Annotated in this window: 15 protein-coding genes; 9 read left to right on the top strand and 6 right to left on the bottom strand. The window is 55.1% G+C overall.

Annotated elements, in window-relative coordinates; translation table 11 throughout:
• Positions 1–139: 139 nt before the first annotated feature.
• Entirely contained in the window at positions 140–2,158 is a 2,019-nt protein-coding gene (locus tag GN112_RS22255) for a HAMP domain-containing methyl-accepting chemotaxis protein (RefSeq protein ID WP_155312225.1), read from the top strand.
• 250 nt (positions 2,159–2,408) lie between these two features.
• Here the strand turns inward: GN112_RS22255 and GN112_RS22250 are convergent, their stop codons facing one another.
• From GN112_RS22250 to GN112_RS22240, 3 genes are read right to left on the bottom strand one after another with little or no spacing between them, the layout of a single operon-like run.
• Entirely contained in the window at positions 2,409–3,161 is a 753-nt protein-coding gene (locus GN112_RS22250) for an N-acetyltransferase (RefSeq protein ID WP_155312224.1), read from the bottom strand.
• A gap of 11 nt (positions 3,162–3,172) precedes the next feature.
• The gene (locus GN112_RS22245; RefSeq protein WP_155312223.1) at positions 3,173–6,298 is read right to left on the bottom strand and encodes a serine/threonine-protein kinase; all 3,126 of its coding nucleotides are present in this window, start codon (positions 6,296–6,298) and stop codon (positions 3,173–3,175) included.
• Positions 6,299–6,324: 26 nt separating this feature from the next.
• Entirely contained in the window at positions 6,325–7,548 is a 1,224-nt protein-coding gene (locus tag GN112_RS22240) for an ABC transporter substrate-binding protein (RefSeq protein WP_231717093.1), read from the bottom strand.
• 334 nt (positions 7,549–7,882) lie between these two features.
• Here GN112_RS22240 and GN112_RS22235 point away from each other — a divergent pair, with 334 nt between their 5' ends.
• From GN112_RS22235 to GN112_RS22225, 3 genes are all read left to right on the top strand, one after another.
• The gene (locus GN112_RS22235) at positions 7,883–8,692 is read left to right on the top strand and encodes a carbon-nitrogen hydrolase family protein (RefSeq protein WP_155312222.1); all 810 of its coding nucleotides are present in this window, start codon (positions 7,883–7,885) and stop codon (positions 8,690–8,692) included.
• 305 nt (positions 8,693–8,997) lie between these two features.
• Complete coding sequence (locus GN112_RS22230; RefSeq protein ID WP_155312221.1) at positions 8,998–9,795, top strand: transglutaminase domain-containing protein; 798 nt, start codon at positions 8,998–9,000, stop codon at positions 9,793–9,795.
• A gap of 84 nt (positions 9,796–9,879) precedes the next feature.
• Positions 9,880–10,773: a DUF4338 domain-containing protein gene (locus GN112_RS22225; RefSeq protein WP_155312220.1), complete on the top strand. Its 894-nt coding sequence runs from the start codon at positions 9,880–9,882 to the stop codon at positions 10,771–10,773.
• A gap of 341 nt (positions 10,774–11,114) precedes the next feature.
• Here the strand turns inward: GN112_RS22225 and asd are convergent, their stop codons facing one another.
• Both asd and GN112_RS22215 read right to left on the bottom strand, forming a co-directional pair.
• Positions 11,115–12,242 carry an aspartate-semialdehyde dehydrogenase gene (gene asd / locus GN112_RS22220; RefSeq protein ID WP_155312219.1) on the bottom strand — a complete coding sequence of 376 codons (1,128 nt, stop codon included), beginning with the start codon at positions 12,240–12,242 and terminating at the stop codon, positions 11,115–11,117.
• 110 nt (positions 12,243–12,352) lie between these two features.
• Positions 12,353–13,177, bottom strand: a complete 825-nt coding sequence (locus tag GN112_RS22215; RefSeq protein ID WP_155312218.1) for an alpha/beta fold hydrolase — start codon at positions 13,175–13,177, stop codon at positions 12,353–12,355.
• A gap of 313 nt (positions 13,178–13,490) precedes the next feature.
• On the opposite strand from GN112_RS22215, the gene GN112_RS22210 reads away from it, so the two are divergent.
• The gene (locus GN112_RS22210; RefSeq protein WP_155312217.1) at positions 13,491–14,063 is read left to right on the top strand and encodes a UbiX family flavin prenyltransferase; all 573 of its coding nucleotides are present in this window, start codon (positions 13,491–13,493) and stop codon (positions 14,061–14,063) included.
• A gap of 288 nt (positions 14,064–14,351) precedes the next feature.
• On the opposite strand, the gene GN112_RS22205 is transcribed toward GN112_RS22210, so the two are convergent.
• Positions 14,352–15,713, bottom strand: a complete 1,362-nt coding sequence (locus GN112_RS22205) for an ISNCY family transposase (protein ID WP_414736118.1) — start codon at positions 15,711–15,713, stop codon at positions 14,352–14,354.
• Between the two features lie 252 nt (positions 15,714–15,965).
• Here GN112_RS22205 and GN112_RS22200 point away from each other — a divergent pair, with 252 nt between their 5' ends.
• From GN112_RS22200 to GN112_RS22185, 4 genes are all read left to right on the top strand, one after another.
• Positions 15,966–16,178, top strand: a complete 213-nt coding sequence (locus tag GN112_RS22200) for an SWIM zinc finger family protein (RefSeq protein WP_155312216.1) — start codon at positions 15,966–15,968, stop codon at positions 16,176–16,178.
• Between the two features lie 49 nt (positions 16,179–16,227).
• The gene (locus GN112_RS22195; RefSeq protein WP_155312215.1) at positions 16,228–18,876 is read left to right on the top strand and encodes a DEAD/DEAH box helicase; all 2,649 of its coding nucleotides are present in this window, start codon (positions 16,228–16,230) and stop codon (positions 18,874–18,876) included.
• A gap of 436 nt (positions 18,877–19,312) precedes the next feature.
• Complete coding sequence (locus tag GN112_RS22190; RefSeq protein ID WP_155312214.1) at positions 19,313–21,379, top strand: SpoIIE family protein phosphatase; 2,067 nt, start codon at positions 19,313–19,315, stop codon at positions 21,377–21,379.
• 80 nt (positions 21,380–21,459) lie between these two features.
• Positions 21,460–21,828, top strand: coding sequence for an STAS domain-containing protein (locus GN112_RS22185; protein ID WP_197743374.1), 369 nt, complete (start codon positions 21,460–21,462; stop codon positions 21,826–21,828).
• Positions 21,829–21,904 lie beyond the last annotated feature (76 nt).

Below are 21,904 nucleotides of genomic sequence, written 5' to 3'. Positions count from 1 at the left end.
TATAGACCACAACGCCTTTATTATATTGCTAATTTTAAATTTCCTATTGTTGGCATAGATATTGATGTATATGACGTTTCTTAATAAGTTTTTTAATAATCGCCTCCAATGGTCAGCGCTCACATGAAAGGGTTTTCTAATGTTCAGCAATCTCAAAATCTCCACAAAAATTATTGGCGGGTTCAGCATTGTTCTTCTATTGATGATGGTCGTCGGTTATGTTGGACTAAACGGAATGTCAGGTACCAAAGACCGTATTATCAAGGCCGACGACGTGAATCGGATCGTAAAGATGATCCAGGAAGCCCGCCAAAATGAAAAAAACTTCATCATTCGCGGAGATGAGGAATACATACAAAAGGTCTTTGAGACCGCGAATCTATTAGTCAATCAGGCCAAAGAAACCAAAGCAAAGTTCGATCAAGCGATCAACAAAGAACAAATGGATCAGGTCCTATCCAAGGCCGCAGACTACAATGCCGCGTTCGGCAGGTATGTCGCGCTTGAAAACGAAAAAAAGGATCTGATGGATCAGATGAGATCCAAGGCGCGCGATACCATCGTCAAACTTGAAGAAATTCGTACCAACCAAAAAAGTCAATTAAATGGTATTTTAACAAGCCAAAGCAATCGTTACTCGGGGAATAACGCCGATTTTCAAGCCGCTCTGAACGATAAACTCGTCAAAGCGGATGACGCCAACCGAATGATCAAGTGGTTTTTGGAAATGCGTAAAAACGAAAAGGAGTTGATTCTTTCCGGCGAGCAGCAATATCTCGATGCCGTTACCGAATCCATGGACAAAATCATCGCTTTGGGCAATAACCTGAAAAACAGGTTCAACGCACCGGAAAACATTGCCCAGGTCAAATCTGCATTGGATTCCCTGTCGGCGTATGAGACCGCCTTTAGCGCCTTCTTCGGGAAAGTGGCTGAGCAAAAAACCAGCGACCAACAAATGGTGGCCGCCGCCCGCGAAGCCCGCGATGTATGTGACATCGCCAGGGCTGACCAGAAAGCCAAAATGGAATCCCAGATTGGCAGGGCCACCTTCTTTATTTATGTGTTTTTCGGAATTGCCCTTGCTTTTGGGGCGGGTCTCGCTCTGTGGATCGCCATTACCATTAAGAAATCGATGGCCTATGCCGTTGATATTTCCACCCGCGTGGCAAGTGGAGATTTGACCCAACAGATTGAAGTCAGTGGTCAAGATGAAATTGGCATCTTGTTGTCAGCCATGAAAGACATGGTTGATAATCTCAACCACATGTTTATCGATATTTCAAAAGGTGTTGAAACGCTGGCGTCATCATCCACCGAACTGTCCGCGATTTCGCAGCAGATGGCTGCCAGTTCCGAGCAATCTGCCGGCAAATCATCCAATGTCGCCACCGCTGCGGAAGAAATGAGCGCCAACATGAATTCTGTTGCCGCAGCGGCCGAACAAGCCTCCCAAAATGTCGGTATTGTCGCATCGGCGACCGAAGAAATGAGCTCGACGATTCAGGAAATCGCCCAAAACACGGAAAAAGGGCGTTCGATCTCTTTGGAAGCCGTTACCCAAACAACAAATGCCTCCCAAAAAATGGAGCAACTGGGGCGTGCGGCCCTTTCTGTAGGTAAGGTCACCGAAACCATAACGGACATTTCGGAACAGACCAACCTGCTGGCCCTCAATGCCACCATCGAAGCTGCCCGTGCCGGAGAAGCAGGCAAGGGATTTGCCGTTGTCGCCAACGAAATCAAAGAATTAGCCAAGCAAACAGCCGAGGCAACCGGGCAAATCCGACAACAAATTGAAGAGATACAGGTTTCCACAGAAAATTCCGTTGAAGAAATTCAGAGAGTAACCGGGATCATCAATAATGTCAATGATGTGGTTGGCAACATCGCATCGGCCATAGAGGAGCAGTCAATCGCCACCAAGGAAATCGCCGGCAATGTTGCCCAGGCCTCAGATGGAATTCAGGAGGTTACACAGAATGTTGCCGAAGCGTCGACAGTTTCGCTTAATATTTCAAGCGACATCGTCGAAGTCAATACTGCTTCCCAAGAAATCGCCAACGCGAGTTCCCAGGTTAGAATAAGTTCGGAAGAATTGTCGACCCTATCCGAACGATTGAAAAAAATGGTGAATCAGTTTCAAATCAAGATGTGATTCACATGTATAGCATTCAAGATAATGTTTTTGGGCTCCGTTATCGGCGGTCGCGGTATGGCTTATACAGCTTCCTCCCTCTGGCCTTGCCAAAAACATTATCTTAAGCACTATCCGGGAATGCTTCCTGCCGGCCGCACCTTGATCTTTTCCGATTGCGAACTACTTTTTAACCCAGTCTGATCCAAATCAACCATGATCTTTCACCAATCCATCCCATCCAACCACGCGCATGCGATGGAAAGCCCTTTCACCCGCTGAAAACGACTTCAAATCCGTCGGCATAATCCGATCGCTTTTGGGGGCGGAACCCGGCGATTTCCCTGAGCTGGACTCCGACGAAGCCCCGGCGGAACAGGTCGCGTTGCCCGTCGATATCCGTCAGGCGTACGGATAGATGAGGATTCGTGTCCACACCACCGGACGGCCGGACCAGGTTCTGGTACACGATATGGCGCAGCTTGCCGTTGTACTTTGTCTTCAACTTCCGGATCGTGAATCCGCTCTTTAACAGGATCCGGATATTCCAGTAGTTGTAAGGCGATACCGTCGCGCACAGGTGGGTAAAGCGCCGCATCCGGCGGAGACGGTCAATGGCGTGGACGTTCATCCGCCAGCCCAGGGAGTTGCCCCTAAAATCGGGATGAACGCAAATCATCTGCAGATTGGCGACCTGCTTCAAATCCGCATGCGATTCAAGGCCGATATCGTAGCCCAGATTCCATTCCCGGTCATTCGCATTCGGGAAATAGACGTTGCGGAAGGCGACGAGCCTCTCCCGGACGAAGACACCGATGATGAATCCCCTGGCGCCAATATGGGATTCCATGAAGGCCAGGGAAAACGATTCGAGCAGATCTTTCCGGCTCAGGCGGCCGAGGATGACCTCCTGCAGTGCCATGATTTGCGACAGGTCACTTTTTTCCAGGTTGCGCATCTCAAAAGCCGTTTCTTCGGCCTCGGATGCCGGCGACCCTCTTTTCAGTGTTCCGATTTCAATCATGCGGGTCCTATCTATTTGTTAATCGCCAATGGATCATCAATATATGGATCGGCTTCCCAGATAATGGCGGTATTGTCATGGCCTCCGGTGGCGATCATGCGCTCGTCCGGTGAAACGGCAAGGGCGACGATCGGCGCCGAATGGCCCCGCATTTCAAGGAGTTCCTGTCCGCTCCGCGCATCCCAGATTTTAATGCTGCGATCCCATCCGGCGGATATCACCCGCCGGCCATTGTCGGCAAAGCGGACGGCATAAATCGAACCCGAATGTCCCGTCAGGGTCTGCAACCGCCGGCCGGTGGAGGTGTCCCAGATCTTGACGGTTTTATCCCAGCTGGCGGTTGCCATGCGGCGGCTGTCCCGGGAAAAGGCCACCGCATAAACGGATGCCGTATGGGCCTTCAGCACCCGGACGGTGGTTCCTGTCCGGGTATCCCAAAGCCTTGCGGTGCGGTCTTTTCCACCGCTGAGCAGCCAACGGCCGTCCGGAGAAAACCGAATTGCGATAACGGCATCCTGATGCCCCTTCCAGGTCGCTTTTTCCCGATGGGTCGTCAAATCCCAAAGCTTGATGGTTCGGTCCCAGCTTCCGGTCGCAGCGGACTTCCCGTCGGGTGAGAAATCCACCGCGGCAACGGAATGGGTGTGCCCCTCAAAAATGGACACGACCGCGCCGGTATCGATCCGCCAGAGGATGGCCTTGTTGTCCGCGCCGCCGGAGAGCAGAAATTGACCATCGGGGGAAAACGACACCGCCTCGACGCGGCCGTGATGCCCGGTCAGGGTCGCAGCCACGGTCTGATCGGCGATATTCCACACTTTCACCGTGCCGTCATGGCTGCTGGTGGCCAGTTTGCGGTTGTCCGGTGAAAAAGCGACCCCGCTGACGAAACTGCGGTGACCGTCCAACTGGATTTTGTTCCGGTTCAGCGTGGCGTCCCAGAGCTTTGCGGTCGTATCGGCACTGCCGGTCAGGATATACCGTCCGCTGGGTGAGAATTGAACGGCCTGGACGCTGCCGGAATGCCCCTCCAGCCTGATCAGCGGCAGCCCGCTGGGGATCTCCCAGACAATTGCGCTTTTGTCGGCGCTGCCGGTCACGACCCTGCCGTTATCGGCTGAAAAAGAAGCACTGTAAACCGCACCGCTGTGACCGTCCAACCGGCAGACCGGCTGGTTGTTTTTGGCCGTCTGAATCAGTGCCGTATTTTCCAGCGTCCGTTTGATGAAAAACACGCTGTCCGGCGAATGGAACAAACAGGCGTCGTTGCCCCTGTCCCCATATCCGGTCTGGTCCATAACGCCGCTGGCGATGTCCCAGGAGTTCATCAGTCCGTCGCTGGTGACCGCCAGAAGCTGCCGGTTGTCCGCCGAAAAGCGCAGATCGTCAATTTTCCCGGAGATGCCGAAATAGGTACGGATATCCTGACCGCTCGCCCGACTCCATAACTTGATGATTCCTCCCCGGTCGGCGGTGACAAAATGGCGCTCATCCGGGGAAAACGCGACGGCCACGACCGGTTGATCATGCCCCTTGAACGTGGCCAGATCCAGGGCACAGCGCCGCATGAGGCGGCCCCACTCCCAGCCGCGCAGATTTTCCGGTAATTTCCGGAGCAGGGTTCTGGCTTGGGAGTAGAGCTGATCGCCCAATTTGCGGGATGCCAGGGCAATGGCGCTGTAATAGTATTCCTGCAACGCTTGGGTTTGGGCGATGCGCATCTGCTTTTCCGCCGAGACCGCCCGGTTCTTCTGGGCGTTGACGATCAACAGTCCGGTGGTGACAAGCACCAGGATGACCAGGACCAGGGTCAGGGAAGCGATCTTGAGCCATCGGAGATGCTTTTGATGCGAATGGCGCTGCTGCCTGGCCGCCAATGCCTTGCTCAACAGCGCCTGATGGGCGTCGTTGCCCGAATCGAGGAGCGATATGGCCAGATCGAAATCGTCGTTTCCAAAGGCGGCCCCGGCGTAATCCAGGTTGACCGCGTTTTTCGCCGCCGAGGCCTGCCCGTTTTCCGGCCACATCAGCAGCGCATTTTCATAGCTGAACAACGCCAGCTGGTAGTCCCGGTAGGCATGGGAGATATTGGCGCCGGCATGGATTTCGGCGGCACGCTTGCACAGCTCGATGCTTTGGGCATGGGCCTGATAGTCGCGGATGGCCTGACTGAATTCGGCCACGCTCTGATAGCGTTGGGACGGATCGGTTGCCATGGCCTTCAGGGCAATATCGATCAGCTCCGACTGTTTGTCGGTGGGCTGGATCACATTGGCGGCCACCTTTCTGAGGCACTCTTTGAGATTGCTGGCACGGTGCGGTGTCAAGCCGGTTTCGATCTCGTAAAGAATGCCGCCGAGCAGATAGATGTCGCTGAGGTGGTTGACCCGGCTGGCATTGGCATCTGCCATCTCCGGCGCCATGTACACGGGCGTGCCCGCCTGGCTGGATAAGGGCGTCAGCACCTCAGCCTTGCCGTTGGCCGACGTACTGACCGCGACGCCCCAGTCCATCACCAGCACTTCTCCGTAGTCCCCCAGCATGATGTTGTGGGGTTTGAGATCGCGGTGGATCACGCCTTTGGCATGGGAAAAGGCAACGGCATCGCAGACCCTGAGCAGAATGTCGATATTCTCGATTTCGGTTTTCCCGGTGAGCACCTGGTTCCAGGACGTCCCCTGGATTTTCTTCATGGTATAGAACAGGCGCTGTTCCTGATCGATGCCCAGATCGTAAACGGGGACAATGTTGGGGTGATCGAGATCGCCGGTGACCACGGCTTCCGAGAGAAAAAGGGATTTGATCCAGTCATCGTTGGCCATTTCAGGACGAATGACCTTGATGGCCACCTCGCGGTCGATGGTGTTCTGATCGGCCGCATACACCAGGCCGCAGGCGCCCTGCCCGATTTTGTCCTTGAGCCGATACTCCAGCGGGTGCAACGTCGGTTCGTCGGTGCCGCCGATCATGCATCGACGGATCATCAGACGGGCGTTGTGCGGTAACAGCGGCCTGGCGGGGGGCGGCGGTTGAAGCTGCTGCGGATCGATCTCGGCATCGGATTGTGCCAGTACGCAGGTGGGAATCGTTTTACAGGTTTGCCAGAGAATGTGCGCCTCAGCTGATTTCGCGCTCATGTCGCCCTCTTCAAAAAAACCACGGGTCAATAGATCTCATCGGCCATGTTTAAAATTTCGACCGGTGGATCATAGCCGATGATCCGGGCGGTCCGGGTGTTGATGGCGATTCGCGGCGGATCCTGAAACAGCTGATCCAGATCGCGCGGTTTGGCGCCATTGAATATTTTGGCGATGGTTTGCGCGTGAAATTCGGCGATGTATTTGAATCCCGCGCGGGCGATGCTCAGCAGGACACCCGCTTGGACCTCCTGCGAACCGCTTTGGGAAAAGGTGGGAATCTTGTATTCGTAAAAGGGGGCGAGCAGGTCGGGCATGCGCTGCAGATCGACGCCCCGATGAACGGTGATGTAAAAGGCGTCGACTTTCGGTGCCAATTGGCGATGACACTGCAGTACCGCCTGGAAGGCTTCCTCCTGGGTGACCTTGGAGAACGGCGCATGGCAGGAGAGGATGTCGAAGTGTTTTTCCCCGGCCACCGTCTGAACATCGTTGATCGCGGCATAGGTTTTTCCCTCAACTGTATCGTTTTCGTAAACGATCCCCAGGCGGGTAAACCCGACAATATCGTGAAAAATGCGAAGTTGCCGTTCATAGCGGGTTGGATCGACGCGGGCATTGACATGGTCGAAACCGGAATTCTCTTCACTCTTGATGATTTTGGAGCCCACCGGATTACTCGATGAGATGACGATGGTCGGGACATGGTGCCGGTTGGTGGCCAGATCCTGGCCGGCCCAGGTTCCCATGGCCAGCATCAGGTCAATGTCTTTTTTTGTGGTTAATCGTTTGATGACGGCGCGTCGATTCTGAATGCGCCGTTTTTTGCCATCCCAATTGGACGACCAGTAAGCATCTGACACAAATCTCAGGTAATCGCTTTTGATGTTCCTGCTGATCCAGCGCCACAGCAAGGATGTGTCGGCCTCGCTGCCCAGGGGAATGCTCTCGACCGTTTCGACCCACCCGAGGTCCGCCAGGGCATCCACCAGCGCTTTCAAATTGAGGGGATAATTGCTGTAGGGCCCGCCTTCAAGGTATCCGATCCGCCATTTCCGGCCGTGATGGGTGGTGGGTGTGGTCGAAAAGGGATTTCCATCGGCCGCACCGGCCGGGAGGGACCCCAGGCAACCGATCAAGATCAGCAGGATCGCCGACCAAACATGCCATTGCATTTTCCCATGGGCCGGTCGTTGCACCGTGGAATGCGCCGATACCGCTTCTGCAACGGATTGGGTTGTTTCATTCATCATCATTGCCGATCAATGGACTGCGATTAAAATCGGGGGGTGCCCCCAATGTTGCGACATTGGGGGTGAATTTTTCGGCCGATACCCGAAAGGATCGTCAGATGCATCCCAAACTTGAATCGGTTTTTCTCTTTTTCTGAGAAGAAACGGAAGAAACCGCCGGGGAGAGGAGAAAAATTGCTATTGCCGTGGGAACCGCCACGTTCAAAGGCTTGACTATGTTCAAGGGGTGTGGTTTCGTCGATTCAACCTTTTTGGTCAGTGCCCATCCAGTAATGGTCCGATGAGCTGCAAAAAGCATACGATCATATAAAAAATGGTTTTGGAGTGACCAATGGAACGTTTTGTTGCCGCAGCGATTCAACTGAACTCAAAAGACAACGTTGCAGAAAATCTTGCCGTTATTAAAGAACTGGTCGACGCGGCCACTGGTGACGGCGCCAAACTGATTGTCCTACCGGAATATGCCAATTATCTGGCCGATGAGAACAAACTGAAACATGCGGAGACCCTGGACGGTCCAACCATGGCAACCTACCGCGAACTGGCCCGTACCAACGGCATCTACCTGAACTGCGGCAGTTTCCTGGAAAAATCGAACGATCCGAAACGGTCCTACAACACCTCCGTATTGATTTCTCCCAACGGAGAAATCATCGATATTTACCGCAAGATCCATCTCTTTGACGTCAGTATTGACCACCAGGTGAACGACAAGGAATCAGACAGCATCGTTGCGGGGGACAAAAGCGTCGTGGCCAGAACGCCCCTGCTGAATATCGGTTTGACCATCTGCTACGATTTGCGCTTTCCGGAACTGTTCCAAGCATTGACAGATAAAGGGGCAAACCTGATTGCCGCTCCGGCCGCGTTTACTTTGTTTACGGGAAAGGATCACTGGGAACCCTTACTTAGGGCCAGGGCCATAGAAAACGAGGTCTTCGTGATTGCGGCAGGACAGTGGGGCGCCCATCCTGAAAATAAGAGCTGCTTCGGTAGCAGCATGATCATCGATCCATGGGGTACGGTAATGGCAAAAGCGTCCGAGGGAGTCGGTTTTATCACCGCCCCCATCGATTTGCAGCTGCAAGCCAAGGTACGGGCCCAGATCCCCAACCTTCAAAACAGACGCCACTTCAGTTGAAATAAAACGATAGCATTCACCACCCAGTACGTTCGCGGTACCTTGCCGCGGCATGGACAGCATCCTTACCAGGCGCTGCCGCCGGATACCCGGTTGCTCATACCGCCATGCCCGTCACCTCCCTTCAGGCCGGGTTTGGGACTTGATGAGCGCCAGAACAAAGGGTATGCTTGCCCATCGTATCGTTGAATACCCTGAGCACGTCCAAGTTCGTTGAAGGCAAAGAATCTTTCAGGAAACGTTTCGGCTGAACAACGATGTTCAGGTGACACGCAGGGCTGCACTTTAAACAATGAAGGATCGTCATGTGGTTACACGCATCTTGTTTCCTTGAATTCAACATACCGGTTCCAACGCCTTTTCTGCTCATGCTTCGCCCCCGGAGTGGATGGCAGCAATGGGTCGCTCGTGAACAGTACGTTTTGTCACCTAGTGTACCGGTGGTCGAGTTCACGGATTTGTTCGGCAATCTGTGCCAGCGGCTGGTCTCACCGACCGGACATTTTACCGTTCATTCATCCGTTGATATCGAAACCGCAGACGCATATGACACGGCCCCTGGGGCACAGTTTGTCGAGGTACAACAGTTGCCCGACGATACATTACCGTTTCTTCACCCAAGCCGGTATTGTGAATCAGATCGTTTCACCGAAATGGCCAGATCACTCGTATCGGGCCGGGCTGCCGGCTACGACCAATGCGCGGCCATCGTCGATTATATCCGCAACACGGTGCGGTACACACCTGGCGCCGGACAGCAAATCATCAGCGCCACCGAGCTAAACGAGCTTGGAAGTGGGGTATGCCGGGACATGGCCCATTTGGGCATCGCTTGTTGCCGGGCGCTATCGATACCGGCTCGAATGGTCGTGGGTTACCTTGAAACGCTTGAACCGATGGATCTTCATGCTTGGTTCGAGGCCTATATCGGACATCGGTGGTACACGTTCGATCCAACACAAGTCGGCCTGCAAGGAGGACGCATCGCTATCGCTTTCGGCCGCGACGCGGCCGACGTTGCCATCTACACACAATTTGGCAATCCAGTGGAGCTGTTAAACATGCACGTCAATGTCGAACGGATGGCCGGAGCCCCTTGCTGATGGACTAATTAACGAACATTTTCAATTTGGAAATAATCATGATTACTATTTGAAACTATGGAAAATTCTTTAATAGAGGATCGTATGCACGGATCGAAAATACAGCACCGATTTTGCGGCCGGGAGTTCAGTACCGAAGAGGTGTCGCTGATCCAGGAGGTGGTGGACACCTGTGCCGGCATCAGCCAAAATGAGCTGGCAAACACGGTGTGCGAACTGTTGGAGTGGGTCCGGCCCAATGGCAAACTCAAAACCCGGGAATGCCTGGACCTGCTGGCGCAACTGGAAGACCAGGAAATCCTGAAGCTTCCGGATAAAAGGCAGGTCGGAAACAGCACCCCCCGCAGGTACAAAGCTGAGGTTCAAGCCGATACGCCCTACAGCAAACTTACCGGCAGCGTGGAGGAGTTTACACCTCTGGATGTGGAGCGGGTACAGACACAGGAGCAGCGGGATCTTTTCAAGGATCTTCTCGGCCGGTACCACTACCTCGGGTATGCGATGCCTTTCGGTGCACGAATCCAGTATCTGGTATATGTCACCCGCCCCCGGCGCGAAGTGGTGGGATGCCTTCAGTTTTCCAGCCCTGCCTGGCGAATGAAATCACGGGATCAATGGATCGGTTGGGACGACAATCGCCGGGCGGAAGGGCTGCAGCAGGTGGTCAACAACAGCCGGTTTCTGGTCCTGGCATCCATCCGCAATCTGGCCAGCGCAATGCTCAGCACTGTCTTGCGCCATCTGAAAACCGACTGGGAGCGCCAGTATGGGATCTCGCCCCTGCTTTTGGAAACCCTTGTGGATCGAAACCGGTTTCACGGGGGCTGTTATCGCTCCGCCAACTGGATCGAGTTGGGGGAGACCACCGGGCGAGGCCGGATGGACAAGGCCAACCGACATCGCAGCGACCGGGTGAAAACGGTTCTGGTCTACCCGTTGGTAAAAAATGCCGCAAGGCGCCTGAGGGAAGGAAGATAAGAGACGGTGAGCGTCGAAGGCCGGCAAAGCAACCGATTTGTCGATGGGAACGGTGCCCATACCGGGAATGCGCTCGCGCGCCTGGGCACAGGCCGCCGGACAACCGGAAAAGAGAAGCGGCCGCCCACCTTTTTCGGGACGATTGGGTTTGACCGGAACAAAAAAAGCTCCCCGAACCGACTGGATTCGAGGAGCCATACCACAAAAGCACACCCATGGTGCGATATTCGCACTATGGATGAAAAAATGCAACACTCGAAATATTCTTAGGATCTACGTTTTTAAAACACGTAGTCAGGGATTTGATCTCCCTCTCAGCGGAGACCGCCGGACCGTCCATTTCAGGCGGCGCTGTCCAGGTAACTCAGGATGATCCGCAGAGCCCGGCGCAGCGGTTCGGCCGCACCCCAGAGCAACTGATCCCCGACCGTAAACACGGTCAGGTAATCGGGCCCCAGGATCAGTTTGCGGACACGCCCCACCGGCACGCCAAGGGTTCCGGAAACCGCCGCCGGGCTGAGTCCGGACAGGGTTGTCGCCTTGTCGTTGGGAATCACGGTCACCCAGTCATTGGCCGATACAATGGCATCTTCAATAACATTCAGCGGCAGGTCCTCGGTGAGTTTGATGGTCAGGGCCTGGCTGTGACAACGCATGGCGCCCACCCGGACGCACTGGCCGTCGATGGGTATTGGATTCTGGGACCGGCCGAGAATCTTGTTGGTCTCGGCAACACCTTTCCACTCCTCACGGGTCTGGCCGTTTTCCATGGCCCGGTCGATCCAGGGAATCAGGCTGGCGGCCAGGGGAGCACCGAAATACTGGGTGGGAAAGTCCGGATCGGCCAGGGTGGCGGAGATCTGCCGGTCGATATCGAGGATCGATACCGCCGGATCGGCCAGAAGTGCCTTGGCACTGTCACCCAGGCATCCCATCTGGGCAACCAGTTCGCGCATGTTGTTAGCTCCGGCTCCCGACGCACTCTGGTAGGTCATGGAGGTGATCCACTCGATCCAGTTTTTTTCAAACAGTCCCCCCACCGCCATCAGCATCAAAGAGACGGTGCAGTTGCCCCCGATATAATCCTTGGTGCCACTTTCCAGGGCCTTGTCGATAAGCCTATGATTAACTGGATCGAGAACGATCATGCTGTCATCCGTCATCCGCAGGGTGGAGGCCGCATCGATCCAGTAGCCGCGCCACCCACGCTGGCGCAGCGCCGGGTGAATCTGCTCCGTGTAGCTGCCCCCCTGACACGATACGACCACATCCATCTCGGCCAGCTTGTCCACATCATTGGCATCGAGTACCGGCTGGGGTCCGGTACCGATGTCCGGTCCGGTCTTGCCGGCCTGGGAGGTGGAAAAAAAGACCGGTTCGAACCCGCCGAAATCGTTTTCCGCCACCATGCGGTCCATCAGAACCGAACCCACCATCCCGCGCCATCCAACAATGCCTACGCTAACCATTTGATTACGACCCCCTTTTTATCGTTGTTATGTCTGCCCGTTTCAATAAAGTCGGACAGGCCGCATTGTCAAGGTGTTTGTGGCGCCGGCGCAGGGTGACCGCATTGGATTCAGATCCCCTCGGGCATGTCCGTCCATCGATCGGAAAGGAATCGGGAAATGGTGTCCAAAAACAGCTCCGGCGCCTCGGCGGCAATGGAGTGCCCCGCCCCCTTGACCAGCAGATGGCGGCCGCCACTCTTTTCGGCCACCGCCGCCGCACCGCTGGCGCTGACCAGGGGATCGTCCGCCCCGCTCATCACCAGGGTGGGCATCTCCAGTGGCTGCAGCATGGATCGCAGGCGCGGATAGGTGCCCATGGCCGACAGATGGGCCGACAGCGAGGCTTCACGATTGCGCCGGACGATGGTTTTGGCGATGCGATCGATGGTTTTGCGGTTGTTCATCAAAAAGGCCTCCCCGAAAACATGCGGCAGGGCGGCACTGACCAGGGCTTCGATGCCGCCGGCCTGCAGGATGGTTGACCACGCGCGGACGATCAACCGGGCCCGCATGGGTGCGCGGATACCGATGGAGCACAAAACCAGCCGGCTGATCGCCTTGGGCTTTCGCCGGGCCATGGCATAACCCAGCAGGGCGCCATGGCTCAGTCCCACCAGGCAAACCGGCCCCAGTACCAGATGACGCATCAGCGCCCACAAATCGTCCATGTGCAGGTCCAGGGTGAGGGGCAGATCCCCCAGTTCGCTCTCCCCCTGCCCCCTGGCATCGTAAAGCAGCGATCGAAACCTCGGTTTCAGGGATGCGGCGATTACCTTCCAGTACATGGTGGTCTGGAGCGTGCCGTTCAGAAACACCACCACTGGCCTGGTAAGCTCGAAGCCGATGGTTTCGTAGTAAAGGCTGCATCCATCCTGTGTGCGGAAATAGGCCATCGGGTTGTCAGCGCTCAGGGTAAAATGGATTATTGAAGTCGGATCCGCCCGGTGAAGAGGCTTATATCATACCCAACCGGGTTCCCGAAAGGCTTTAGCGGGTGGAGGGGGCAGAGCCGCTTCATTTGAATTGGGATCCGGTCATTTCGTTTGGCGGTTACCCTGGGGAGGGGGCGCGAAGTTCCTGTTCGGCTGGGAACACCCATGGCCATAAAACGTTTGACAAGAAAAGAGCACCCATGCCATGGGGGCTGTGGGCAAATGGATCGTTTACGGGGGCACTGTTGTTTTGAATGCGCAGAAGGGATCGATAATGGCGGACCGACAATTACCTTTGATTCTTGCCCTGACCGGGGCCAGCGGCGTGATCTATGGGGTGCGTGCACTGGAAGTCCTCCATGAACTGAAGGTACCCGTGCATCTGATCATCAGTGATGCGGCTGCACTTAACCTGGAAATCGAAACCGATTACCGCCTGTCCCAGATCAAGGCACTGGCGACCCGTGTTTATGATATCACGGACATGGCCGCTGCGGTGGCCAGCGGGTCCTTCCGCACGTGCGGGATGCTCATCAGCCCCTGTACCATCAAAACCCTTTCGGCGGTTGCGAACGCGTTCAACGATAACTTGATTGTGCGGGCGGCCGATGTCTGCCTGAAGGAGCGGCGCCGTCTGGTATTGATGGTCAGGGAAACCCCTTTTCATGCCGGTCACATTGAATTGATGACCCGGGTCACCGCGCTTGGCGGAATTATCCTGCCGCCAATTCCCGCTTTTTATCACCAGCCGAAAACCATTGCCGATATCATCGATCAAAGCATCGGCAAGGCGCTTGATCTGCTGGGCGTGGAACATCAGCTTTTCAAACGCTGGAGCGGCCGCTAGTCCGGCCCCTTCGCCGGGCACCGCACACCGCCTTCGCCAAAAGGGTAACCGCATTTGGTTTCAGCAATTGTAATTATGCGGTTCAGGTTTGTACCAGCATGGCAATTCGATCAGTTCTTCGAAAAATTTAGTTCAGGTTATGATCAAAAAGTGAAACAAAACTGTACGCAATTAGCCAGCCGATGAATTTTTTCATTTTTGGCTCTCTGTATCAGAAATTTTGATCAAACCTATCCATTGGTTAATAAAGGAACTCGTACGGTTTGATGTGAAAATCTGCCAAGGATTTTAACTGGTGTCTACGTATTCGATCTCCAGGCCTCGCATCATAAAAGTTAACATCGCCTCCCAACTGGGAAAATACATATATCGCGTCAAAGCGCGCACATCGTCAAAAAAGGTTTTGCGCGTTGGTAACTCAGCACGAACCAAGCTGTACTTCTCATCCATCAGTTCAAGAACGGTATGGAACAGAAAGGCTAACAAGTTGAAGGTCAGCAATAATGATGAAAGGTGCTTGTTCCCGTGACCGAAGTTGTGTTCAATATTATAGCCTCTGTTTTTCAAAACATTATTATTTTCGTTCTCGACTTTCCAGCGTGCTCGGCCATCTTTGACAATTTGCTTGACGTTGCTCTTTGAAACTTCAAAATTGGTTGCAAATGCGTTTTTGTACACGATTTTTCCATCGGGCAGGGTTGTTGTCAGTTCGCACCAATTAACATCAATGGCGTTTTCACTATCACGTAGCGGCAGTTTGTTGGCAAAGCGATACGTATCGATTTCATGGGTTTTGCCGGTCCAGCGCTTCTCCACCACGGTTTCGATGGTCTGCATGGCGTCCAATTCATCCAGCCACTGGTAAAGGGTTTTATGAGAATCGGGTTTACAGACCAAAATGAAATCAAGTTCTTGATCTAATAGTTTTTTGCAAATCGGTTGTTTACAGTATAGATCATCGCCCAATACAGTGATGCCAAAAGGTTGATACTCCGCCGCATATTGATCGATCCAGCGTTTTGCTGCCGCGTTTTCGCAATCTTGTTTATCATGGCCATCCTGGGGGGTAATAAATTCCGGTTGCAAAGCAATCACCTTATTGTTTTCCGGTGCCACAATCACCGGGGTCACGACTGAATGCGAATAGGTTACGGTTCCATTTTTATGGTGCTTGCGACTACAATTATCACAATGAATTGTATTTGAAGCAAAATACTGCGTTCCGTCAAAGGCAACCAATAAATTGTTGTCGTATGAGCGAAACCCGTCCAGATGACCGGATTTTTCCAATCCGTCGAAAAGATATTTGAACACGGGCGTGACATAAGAGGGATGGACCTCGTCCATTAAACTTTTGATGTGGTTGGTACAGGGAATTTGAGTGAGGCCGAAAAGTGATTGCGCATTGTTTTTGCCTTTTGTTTGCTGCATAGCGGATTGAAAGGCTAAAAAGGATGGGCTTTGGGTAAAAAAAACAGAAAAAGCTCCCAGGGCTGCGTCTTCTATGCTGTAGCTGGTATTAGTGCCGATGCGCCGGTCAGGAAATGCAGAAATAGTTTGGCGAAAAAATTGGATCACTTTGTCAAATGTGAATTCTGCATGTTTCCTTTCAAGTAGGATGCGGTTTTCTTCTTGTTCTGGCAATCGCATGGCCCTGGCTCGCTTTTGGTAAAAGTGGATGAGTATTCACCCTCTTATATCCATTACAAGCTTCTGTGTCCAGAACATTTTGAAATAATAAAGAAAATAAATGCATCGAACTTTGATTGAAAAAAACTTCTGTTTGGGTAGCAAAGAGAGCCATTTCAAAATTACAATTGCTGATTTGGTTTTGATCGGCTTGACACCGGTGGGGTCCCGGCTTTAAGAAGAAACGTTTATCGACCCAACCGGAAAACATACATGCCTGTTGATCACCATATCGAATTTCATCGCCACGCCGTGGCCCGCATGCCCGCCCCCGACGATCGCCATCCGGGCGTCGCCTTTTTTGTCAGCGGCAGGCCCAGCCAGCAGTTCTGCACCTGCCGGAAATCGGGCAAGGGGACCTGTGCACACCTGAAAGCGCTTTTCCAATCCCTGGGGGTAACGGGGGCCGCGGCCCCCCCCCCTTGATCTGGAGGCCCGGTTCAACGGCAGCCTCTGGTACGCCCTGGCCGAGGTGTTGAACCAGGGTGAGCGGCTGACCACCGAAACCGCCCGGGTGCAATTCCTGAGAAACAAGGTCCGCACCACCCTGGAGATCAAGACCGCCGAGGGCAACAGTGTAATCACCTACGCGTCGACCGATGCCGACCGCAATCGCCTGGCCGAACGCCTGGGGTGCTTCGCCTCACCGGATGCGGAGGAAATCCCTGACCGTGCGGAGGTATTGCGGCGTTTGCAGCTGATGACCATGACCGATGCGGAGCGCCAGCTCCGCGACCTCAACATGCAGTCCCGCCGCCAGGGCCTTGAAAATAGTGTCTGGTACCGTCTGGCGTATCACGGTTTCATGGAATTCGGCGCCAATGGCTGCCGGCTGCAGCCGTCGGTGGATGAAAAAAGCGGCGCATTCGTGGTCACGGGCCGCAGCCCGATTGGCAAAGCCATTTTCCATATCCGTATTGCCCGCAACCGGGTCCGGGCGCTGCTGACCTGCCTGGGCAAACACCTGCCCAACCAGCACGACCTGCCCATTCATCCCATTCCGCTGAAGAGTCTTTTCCGAATCAGCCGCAAGACCGAAACCGATCTGGATGTGCTTCCCGTCATCCAGCTGATGCAGGCCGAGGGGGAAGATCGCTTCTATGCCCGGGAAAGCCTCGAGCGGTTCGTCTACGGCGATCTGGTCTACATTCCCGAGCTGAAAGTGCTGGCCGAACTGGAAAAACCGGGCCGGCCGCGCCAGTTCGACACTCCCCGGCGCATGACCTTCAAAAAATACCAGATTCCCAGTTTCCTCGAAGCGGTCGGCGAGGAACTGACCGGGGGCGGCTTTGTGGTCGATCCGGACGTCAAGGGGCTGCAGCTCTTGCGCCGCTGGAACCGGGTGACCCTGTCTCCGGCCGCCATCGACCGGGACTGGTGCTATCTGGCCGTCACCTATGGATTCGGCGACGAAACGGTATCCCTGGCCGATATTCTCAAGGCCCGCCGGGAGGGAAACCGCTACATCGGTACGGCTGCCGGATGGGTGGACACCGGCGCGGCAGAACTGGACCGGCTCACCAGCGTGCTGGCCGGGAAACTGCCGGCAGACCGTTTTGACGATGCCGGCCAGACGGTTAAGCTCTCCCGCCAGGAACTTTTTCAGCTCAGCGCCATGGATGCCACGCCACCGACGATCGACGGAGCTGGCGAAACCGCCACCGCGCTGTCGCGTCTCCTGGCCCTTGAACCCGACGCACTGCCGGACGATCCAGGGCTCGCCACCGGTCTGCGCGATTACCAGGGGATCGGGCTGAAATGGCTCTGGTGGCTGTGGGAGAACCGCCTCGGCGGGCTCCTGTGCGACGACATGGGCCTGGGCAAGACCCATCAGGTCATGGCCCTGATGACCGGCATCCGCCGACAGGCCGGCGACCACCGGCCCTGCCTGGTGGTCTGCCCGACCACCGTGCTCAGCCACTGGACCGGCAAAATCGCCCAGCATGCCCCCGCCCTGTCATCAGCCGCTTACTATGGCGGCAATCGGGACCTGGCCGCATGCCTGGCCGATGCCGACGTTCTGGTCACTTCCTATGGATTGCTCCTGAGGGACATCGAATCGCTGCAGGCCATCGATTTCTGCCTGGCCGTATTCGACGAAATGCAGCAGATCAAGAATGCCGACACCAAAACCTACCAGGCCGCCACCCAGCTGAATGCGGCCGTCAAACTGGGGCTCAGCGGAACGCCCATCGAAAATTCCGTACTGGAGCTCAAAGCCCTGATGGATGTTGTCGTTCCCGGCTACCTGGATGCGGCGCCGGCGTTCGCCACCCACCCCACCGCATCCGGGGCCACCGAATGGACGGCCGACGACCGGGCCCAGTTGCGCCGCCTGATCTACCCGTTTACCCTGCGCCGTCTCAAAAGCCGCGTGCTGGACGAACTGCCCGAAAAAATCGAGGACATCCGTTTCTGCGAGTTGACCGACCGGCAGGTCAAACTCTATCGGGACGCCATCGACGCCCGGGCCACGGGTATCCTGGCGGCCCTTAAAAACGCAGACGAGCAGATTCCCTACATGCATATCTTCGCGCTGCTCACCTTGCTCAAACAGATCTGCAATCACCCGGCCCTGGTGGACAAACAACCCGCCGATGACGACGGCAACGCGTCGGGCAAATGGGAGCTGTTCAAAGAACTGATGGCCGAAAGCCTGGCGTCGGACCAGAAGGTGGTGGTCTACAGCCAGTTCACCGAAATGATCGCCATCATTGCCGCCTACCTGGAACGTCAACAGATCAACCATGTGGTACTCACCGGCGCCAGCCGCCATCGCGGCCGGCTGATCGACCGTTTCAACAACGATCCGGCCTGCCGGGTTTTCGTGGGCAGTCTCAAGGCTGGCGGAACCGGAATCGACCTGGTGGCCGCGTCGGTGGTGATTCACTATGACCGCTGGTGGAACGCGGCCAAGGAAGACCAGGCCACCGACCGGGTCCATCGCATCGGCCAGCGGCGTGGCGTTCAGGTGTTCAAGCTGGTTACCCTGGGCACCCTCGAAGAAAAAATATCCGCCATCATAGAAAAAAAACGGCGCCTGATGGCCGACATCATCCGCGAGGACGACCCGGGGCTGCTCAAATCGTTCAACCGCGAGGAGTTGATCGGCTTCCTTGCCTGACCGAACCGCCGTCCCATGACCCGTCCATTTCACAGTCGGAAGATCCATGCCCCACCGAACCCGATCGATTCTGCCCATCTTAACTGACCTCCGGTTGACCTCAGGGCAATCGCATTGAACTATTTTTCAATCTTTCTACCCGATATCGACGGGTCACAAATGTCAAATGTCCAATGAAAAATGCCAAATGGTGGTATTCTGTCCATCTTATAATCGATCCGATCCTTCAATTGACATTTGGATTTTACCATTTGGCATTGATTAAATCAGGGCGATGGGTTTGCGATCACGCCACCAACCAGAATATATCCAAATGCGACCTCCGGTTGACCTTCCCACGGGTTTGGATGTAAGTTCAGACATCGGTGTTCCGGGCAGCCAGGGCAGCAGGCCAAAATGGTCACCTGCGTGCCCATGAGGTAAAAAAGCGACCCCCATGCGAACGACACTTCTTCTGATTCTTTCTACGCTGGCCATCTTTCCGGGAACGGCCGCATCAGCTGACGGCCGGCGTGTGATCGTGGGTATTCACCAGAACACACCTCTGATTTTTACCGATTCGGATGGCAGGATCAAAGGTATCGCCGCCGATATTCTCTCTCATATCGCCGCCAGGCAAGCCTGGAAGATCTATTACTTTCCCGGATCACTGACCCAATGCAACCAGCGCCTGGCGCAAGGCGTCATCGATCTGATGCCGGGCGTCGCCAAGAGCACGCCGTGGGAGAGTCAATTCGATTATTGCCATGCAACCATTGTGGTGAACTGGGGACAGCTCTACGTCCACCCGGGAGATACCTTTTCGGACCTGCTTGCTTTCGAGGGCAAGGAAATCGCCGTGGTGAAAGCGGACGTCTACTATGAGTACATGAAAACCATCCTGGAAAAATTCGACATCCATCCGCGATTCATCGAGGTAGAGGATTATGGCCACGTTCTTGCCATGGTCGACCGAAACAAGGCCATGGCCGGCATTGTTCCCCGGCTCTACGGAACCTATTATGAAAAGCGCTTCAGGGTGGCCAAAAGTCCCATCAGTTTCCGGCCTACGGAACTTCACTTTGCCGTGGGCAAGGGCCGCAACGGCGATCTCATGGCCGCGCTGGACCGCCATTTGCATCAGCTCAAGGCCAATCCCAACTCCATTTTTTATCAGTCCTTGGACCGCTGGACCCAGGGTGTCCGCAAAGTCACCTTTCCCTTGTGGCTCAAACCCCTTTGGGTAGTGGGGGCCATCGTCCTCATCATGGCACTGATCCTCCTGGGCAACCTTTTTCTCCGGCGTCAGGTCAAGCGCCAGACCGAAGCCCTGAAAACCACCATCGCCGAAAAAGAGAAAATCGAAAGCGAACTGACGGTCGCCAGGGAGATCCAGCTTCAACTGGTCCCCCAAAACCCCCATATGGTTCCCCGGAGAACAGAGTTCGATATTTACGCCACCCTGGAACCGGCCCGGGAGGTGGGCGGCGATTTCTACGACTATTTTTTCATTGACCGTAATGCCCTCTGCCTGATTATCGGCGACGTCTCCGGCAAAGGGGTCCCCGCGGCCCTTTTCATGGCCATGGCCAAAACCATGCTCAAATCCGCGGCACGCCTTCTGGTCGAGCCGGAATACATTCTTGCCGACGTCAACCGGGAGATTGCCCGCAACAACCCGTCACTGACCTTTGTTACGGTTTTCCTGGGGATCCTCGATCTGAACAGCGGCACGCTGACCTATACCAGCGCCGGCCATAACCCGCCCCTGTTCATCGGGCGCAAGGGAAACTGTGTTCTCCTGGGTGAAGCCCAGTGCCCGGCCATCGGCCTGGACGACACCTCCCAATACCGGCAGGCGTCCGTTCAGCTGAAGCATAAGGAGGGCCTGCTGCTGTTTACCGACGGTGTGATCGAGGCCCACAACGATCAAAATCACCTGTTTACCCAGGAAGCACTGATGAAGGCCATCTCCCTGACCGTCGATCTGTCCCCCAAGGAACGGGTTGAAGCGGTCCTCAACAGGGTCAGCGAATTTACCGGAAATCATCCGTCGGACGACGATATTACCCTCCTTTCCCTGACGTACTTCTCCCCGATCCGGGCGGAGGAAAACCTGAGAACCATCTATCTGAAAAACGATCTTGGCGAACTCAACCGGATCAACGAAACGATCCACGCGTTCGCCGATGCGGTGGTCTGTCCGGCCGTCGTTGTCCACGACATCGCCTTGGCCATGGAAGAGGTCTTCTCTAACATTGTCTTCTACGGTTTCGGTGACGGGCTGGATCATACCATCATTTTTCATATTGCCGTTGAAACCGACACGCTGATTCTGACGCTACAGGATGACGGGATCCCCTTTAACCCGCTGAACGTCCAGGCCAGCAGGGATGAAACGCCGCTGGAAGATCGCGACAAGGGGGGCATGGGAATTATCCTGGCAAAAAACCTGATGGATCGCATGGACTACCACCGTGAACAGGGCAGGAACATCCTGCGCATGGAAAAGCGCTATCGATAAACCGCGTCCGGAAATGCCGGGTTGCGGGAATGGTTGCCTTGGGCAAGATAGACGTTAAGGGCCTCGGAAAGGAGGGATCATTGGATCTATCCGTAACATCCAGACAGAAAATGGACGGAGTTTACATCATCGCCCCTTGCGGTCGACTGGACACCAACACCTACCCGGTGCTGGAAGAACGGGTGGATGTGGTACTGAAGGAGAAACCCCACACCCTGGTATTCGACATGGAATTGCTCGACTACATTTCCAGCATGGGGGTACGGGTGGTCGCCAAGGCCCAGAAGGCCATGAAGCCGTATTATGGCAAGGTGGTCCTGCTCAACCTTCAACCGCAAATTCAGAAGGTGTTCGACATCATCAAGGCCCTGCCCTCCCGTCAGGTCTTTTCCAGCATGAATGAACTGGACGACTACCTGGATCGAATGCAGCGGCAGGTGATCGGCTGAACGCCGTTGAATGCCGTTGAATGCCAAATGTTCACCCTGGTCCGCCGATGGGAGTGCCTTGACATGACCGCATGGG

The sequence above is a fragment of the Desulfosarcina ovata subsp. ovata genome, assembly GCF_009689005.1.
In the GTDB taxonomy this organism is placed as follows: domain Bacteria; phylum Desulfobacterota; class Desulfobacteria; order Desulfobacterales; family Desulfosarcinaceae; genus Desulfosarcina; species Desulfosarcina ovata.
This window is presented reverse-complemented; position numbering and strand designations above follow the sequence as displayed.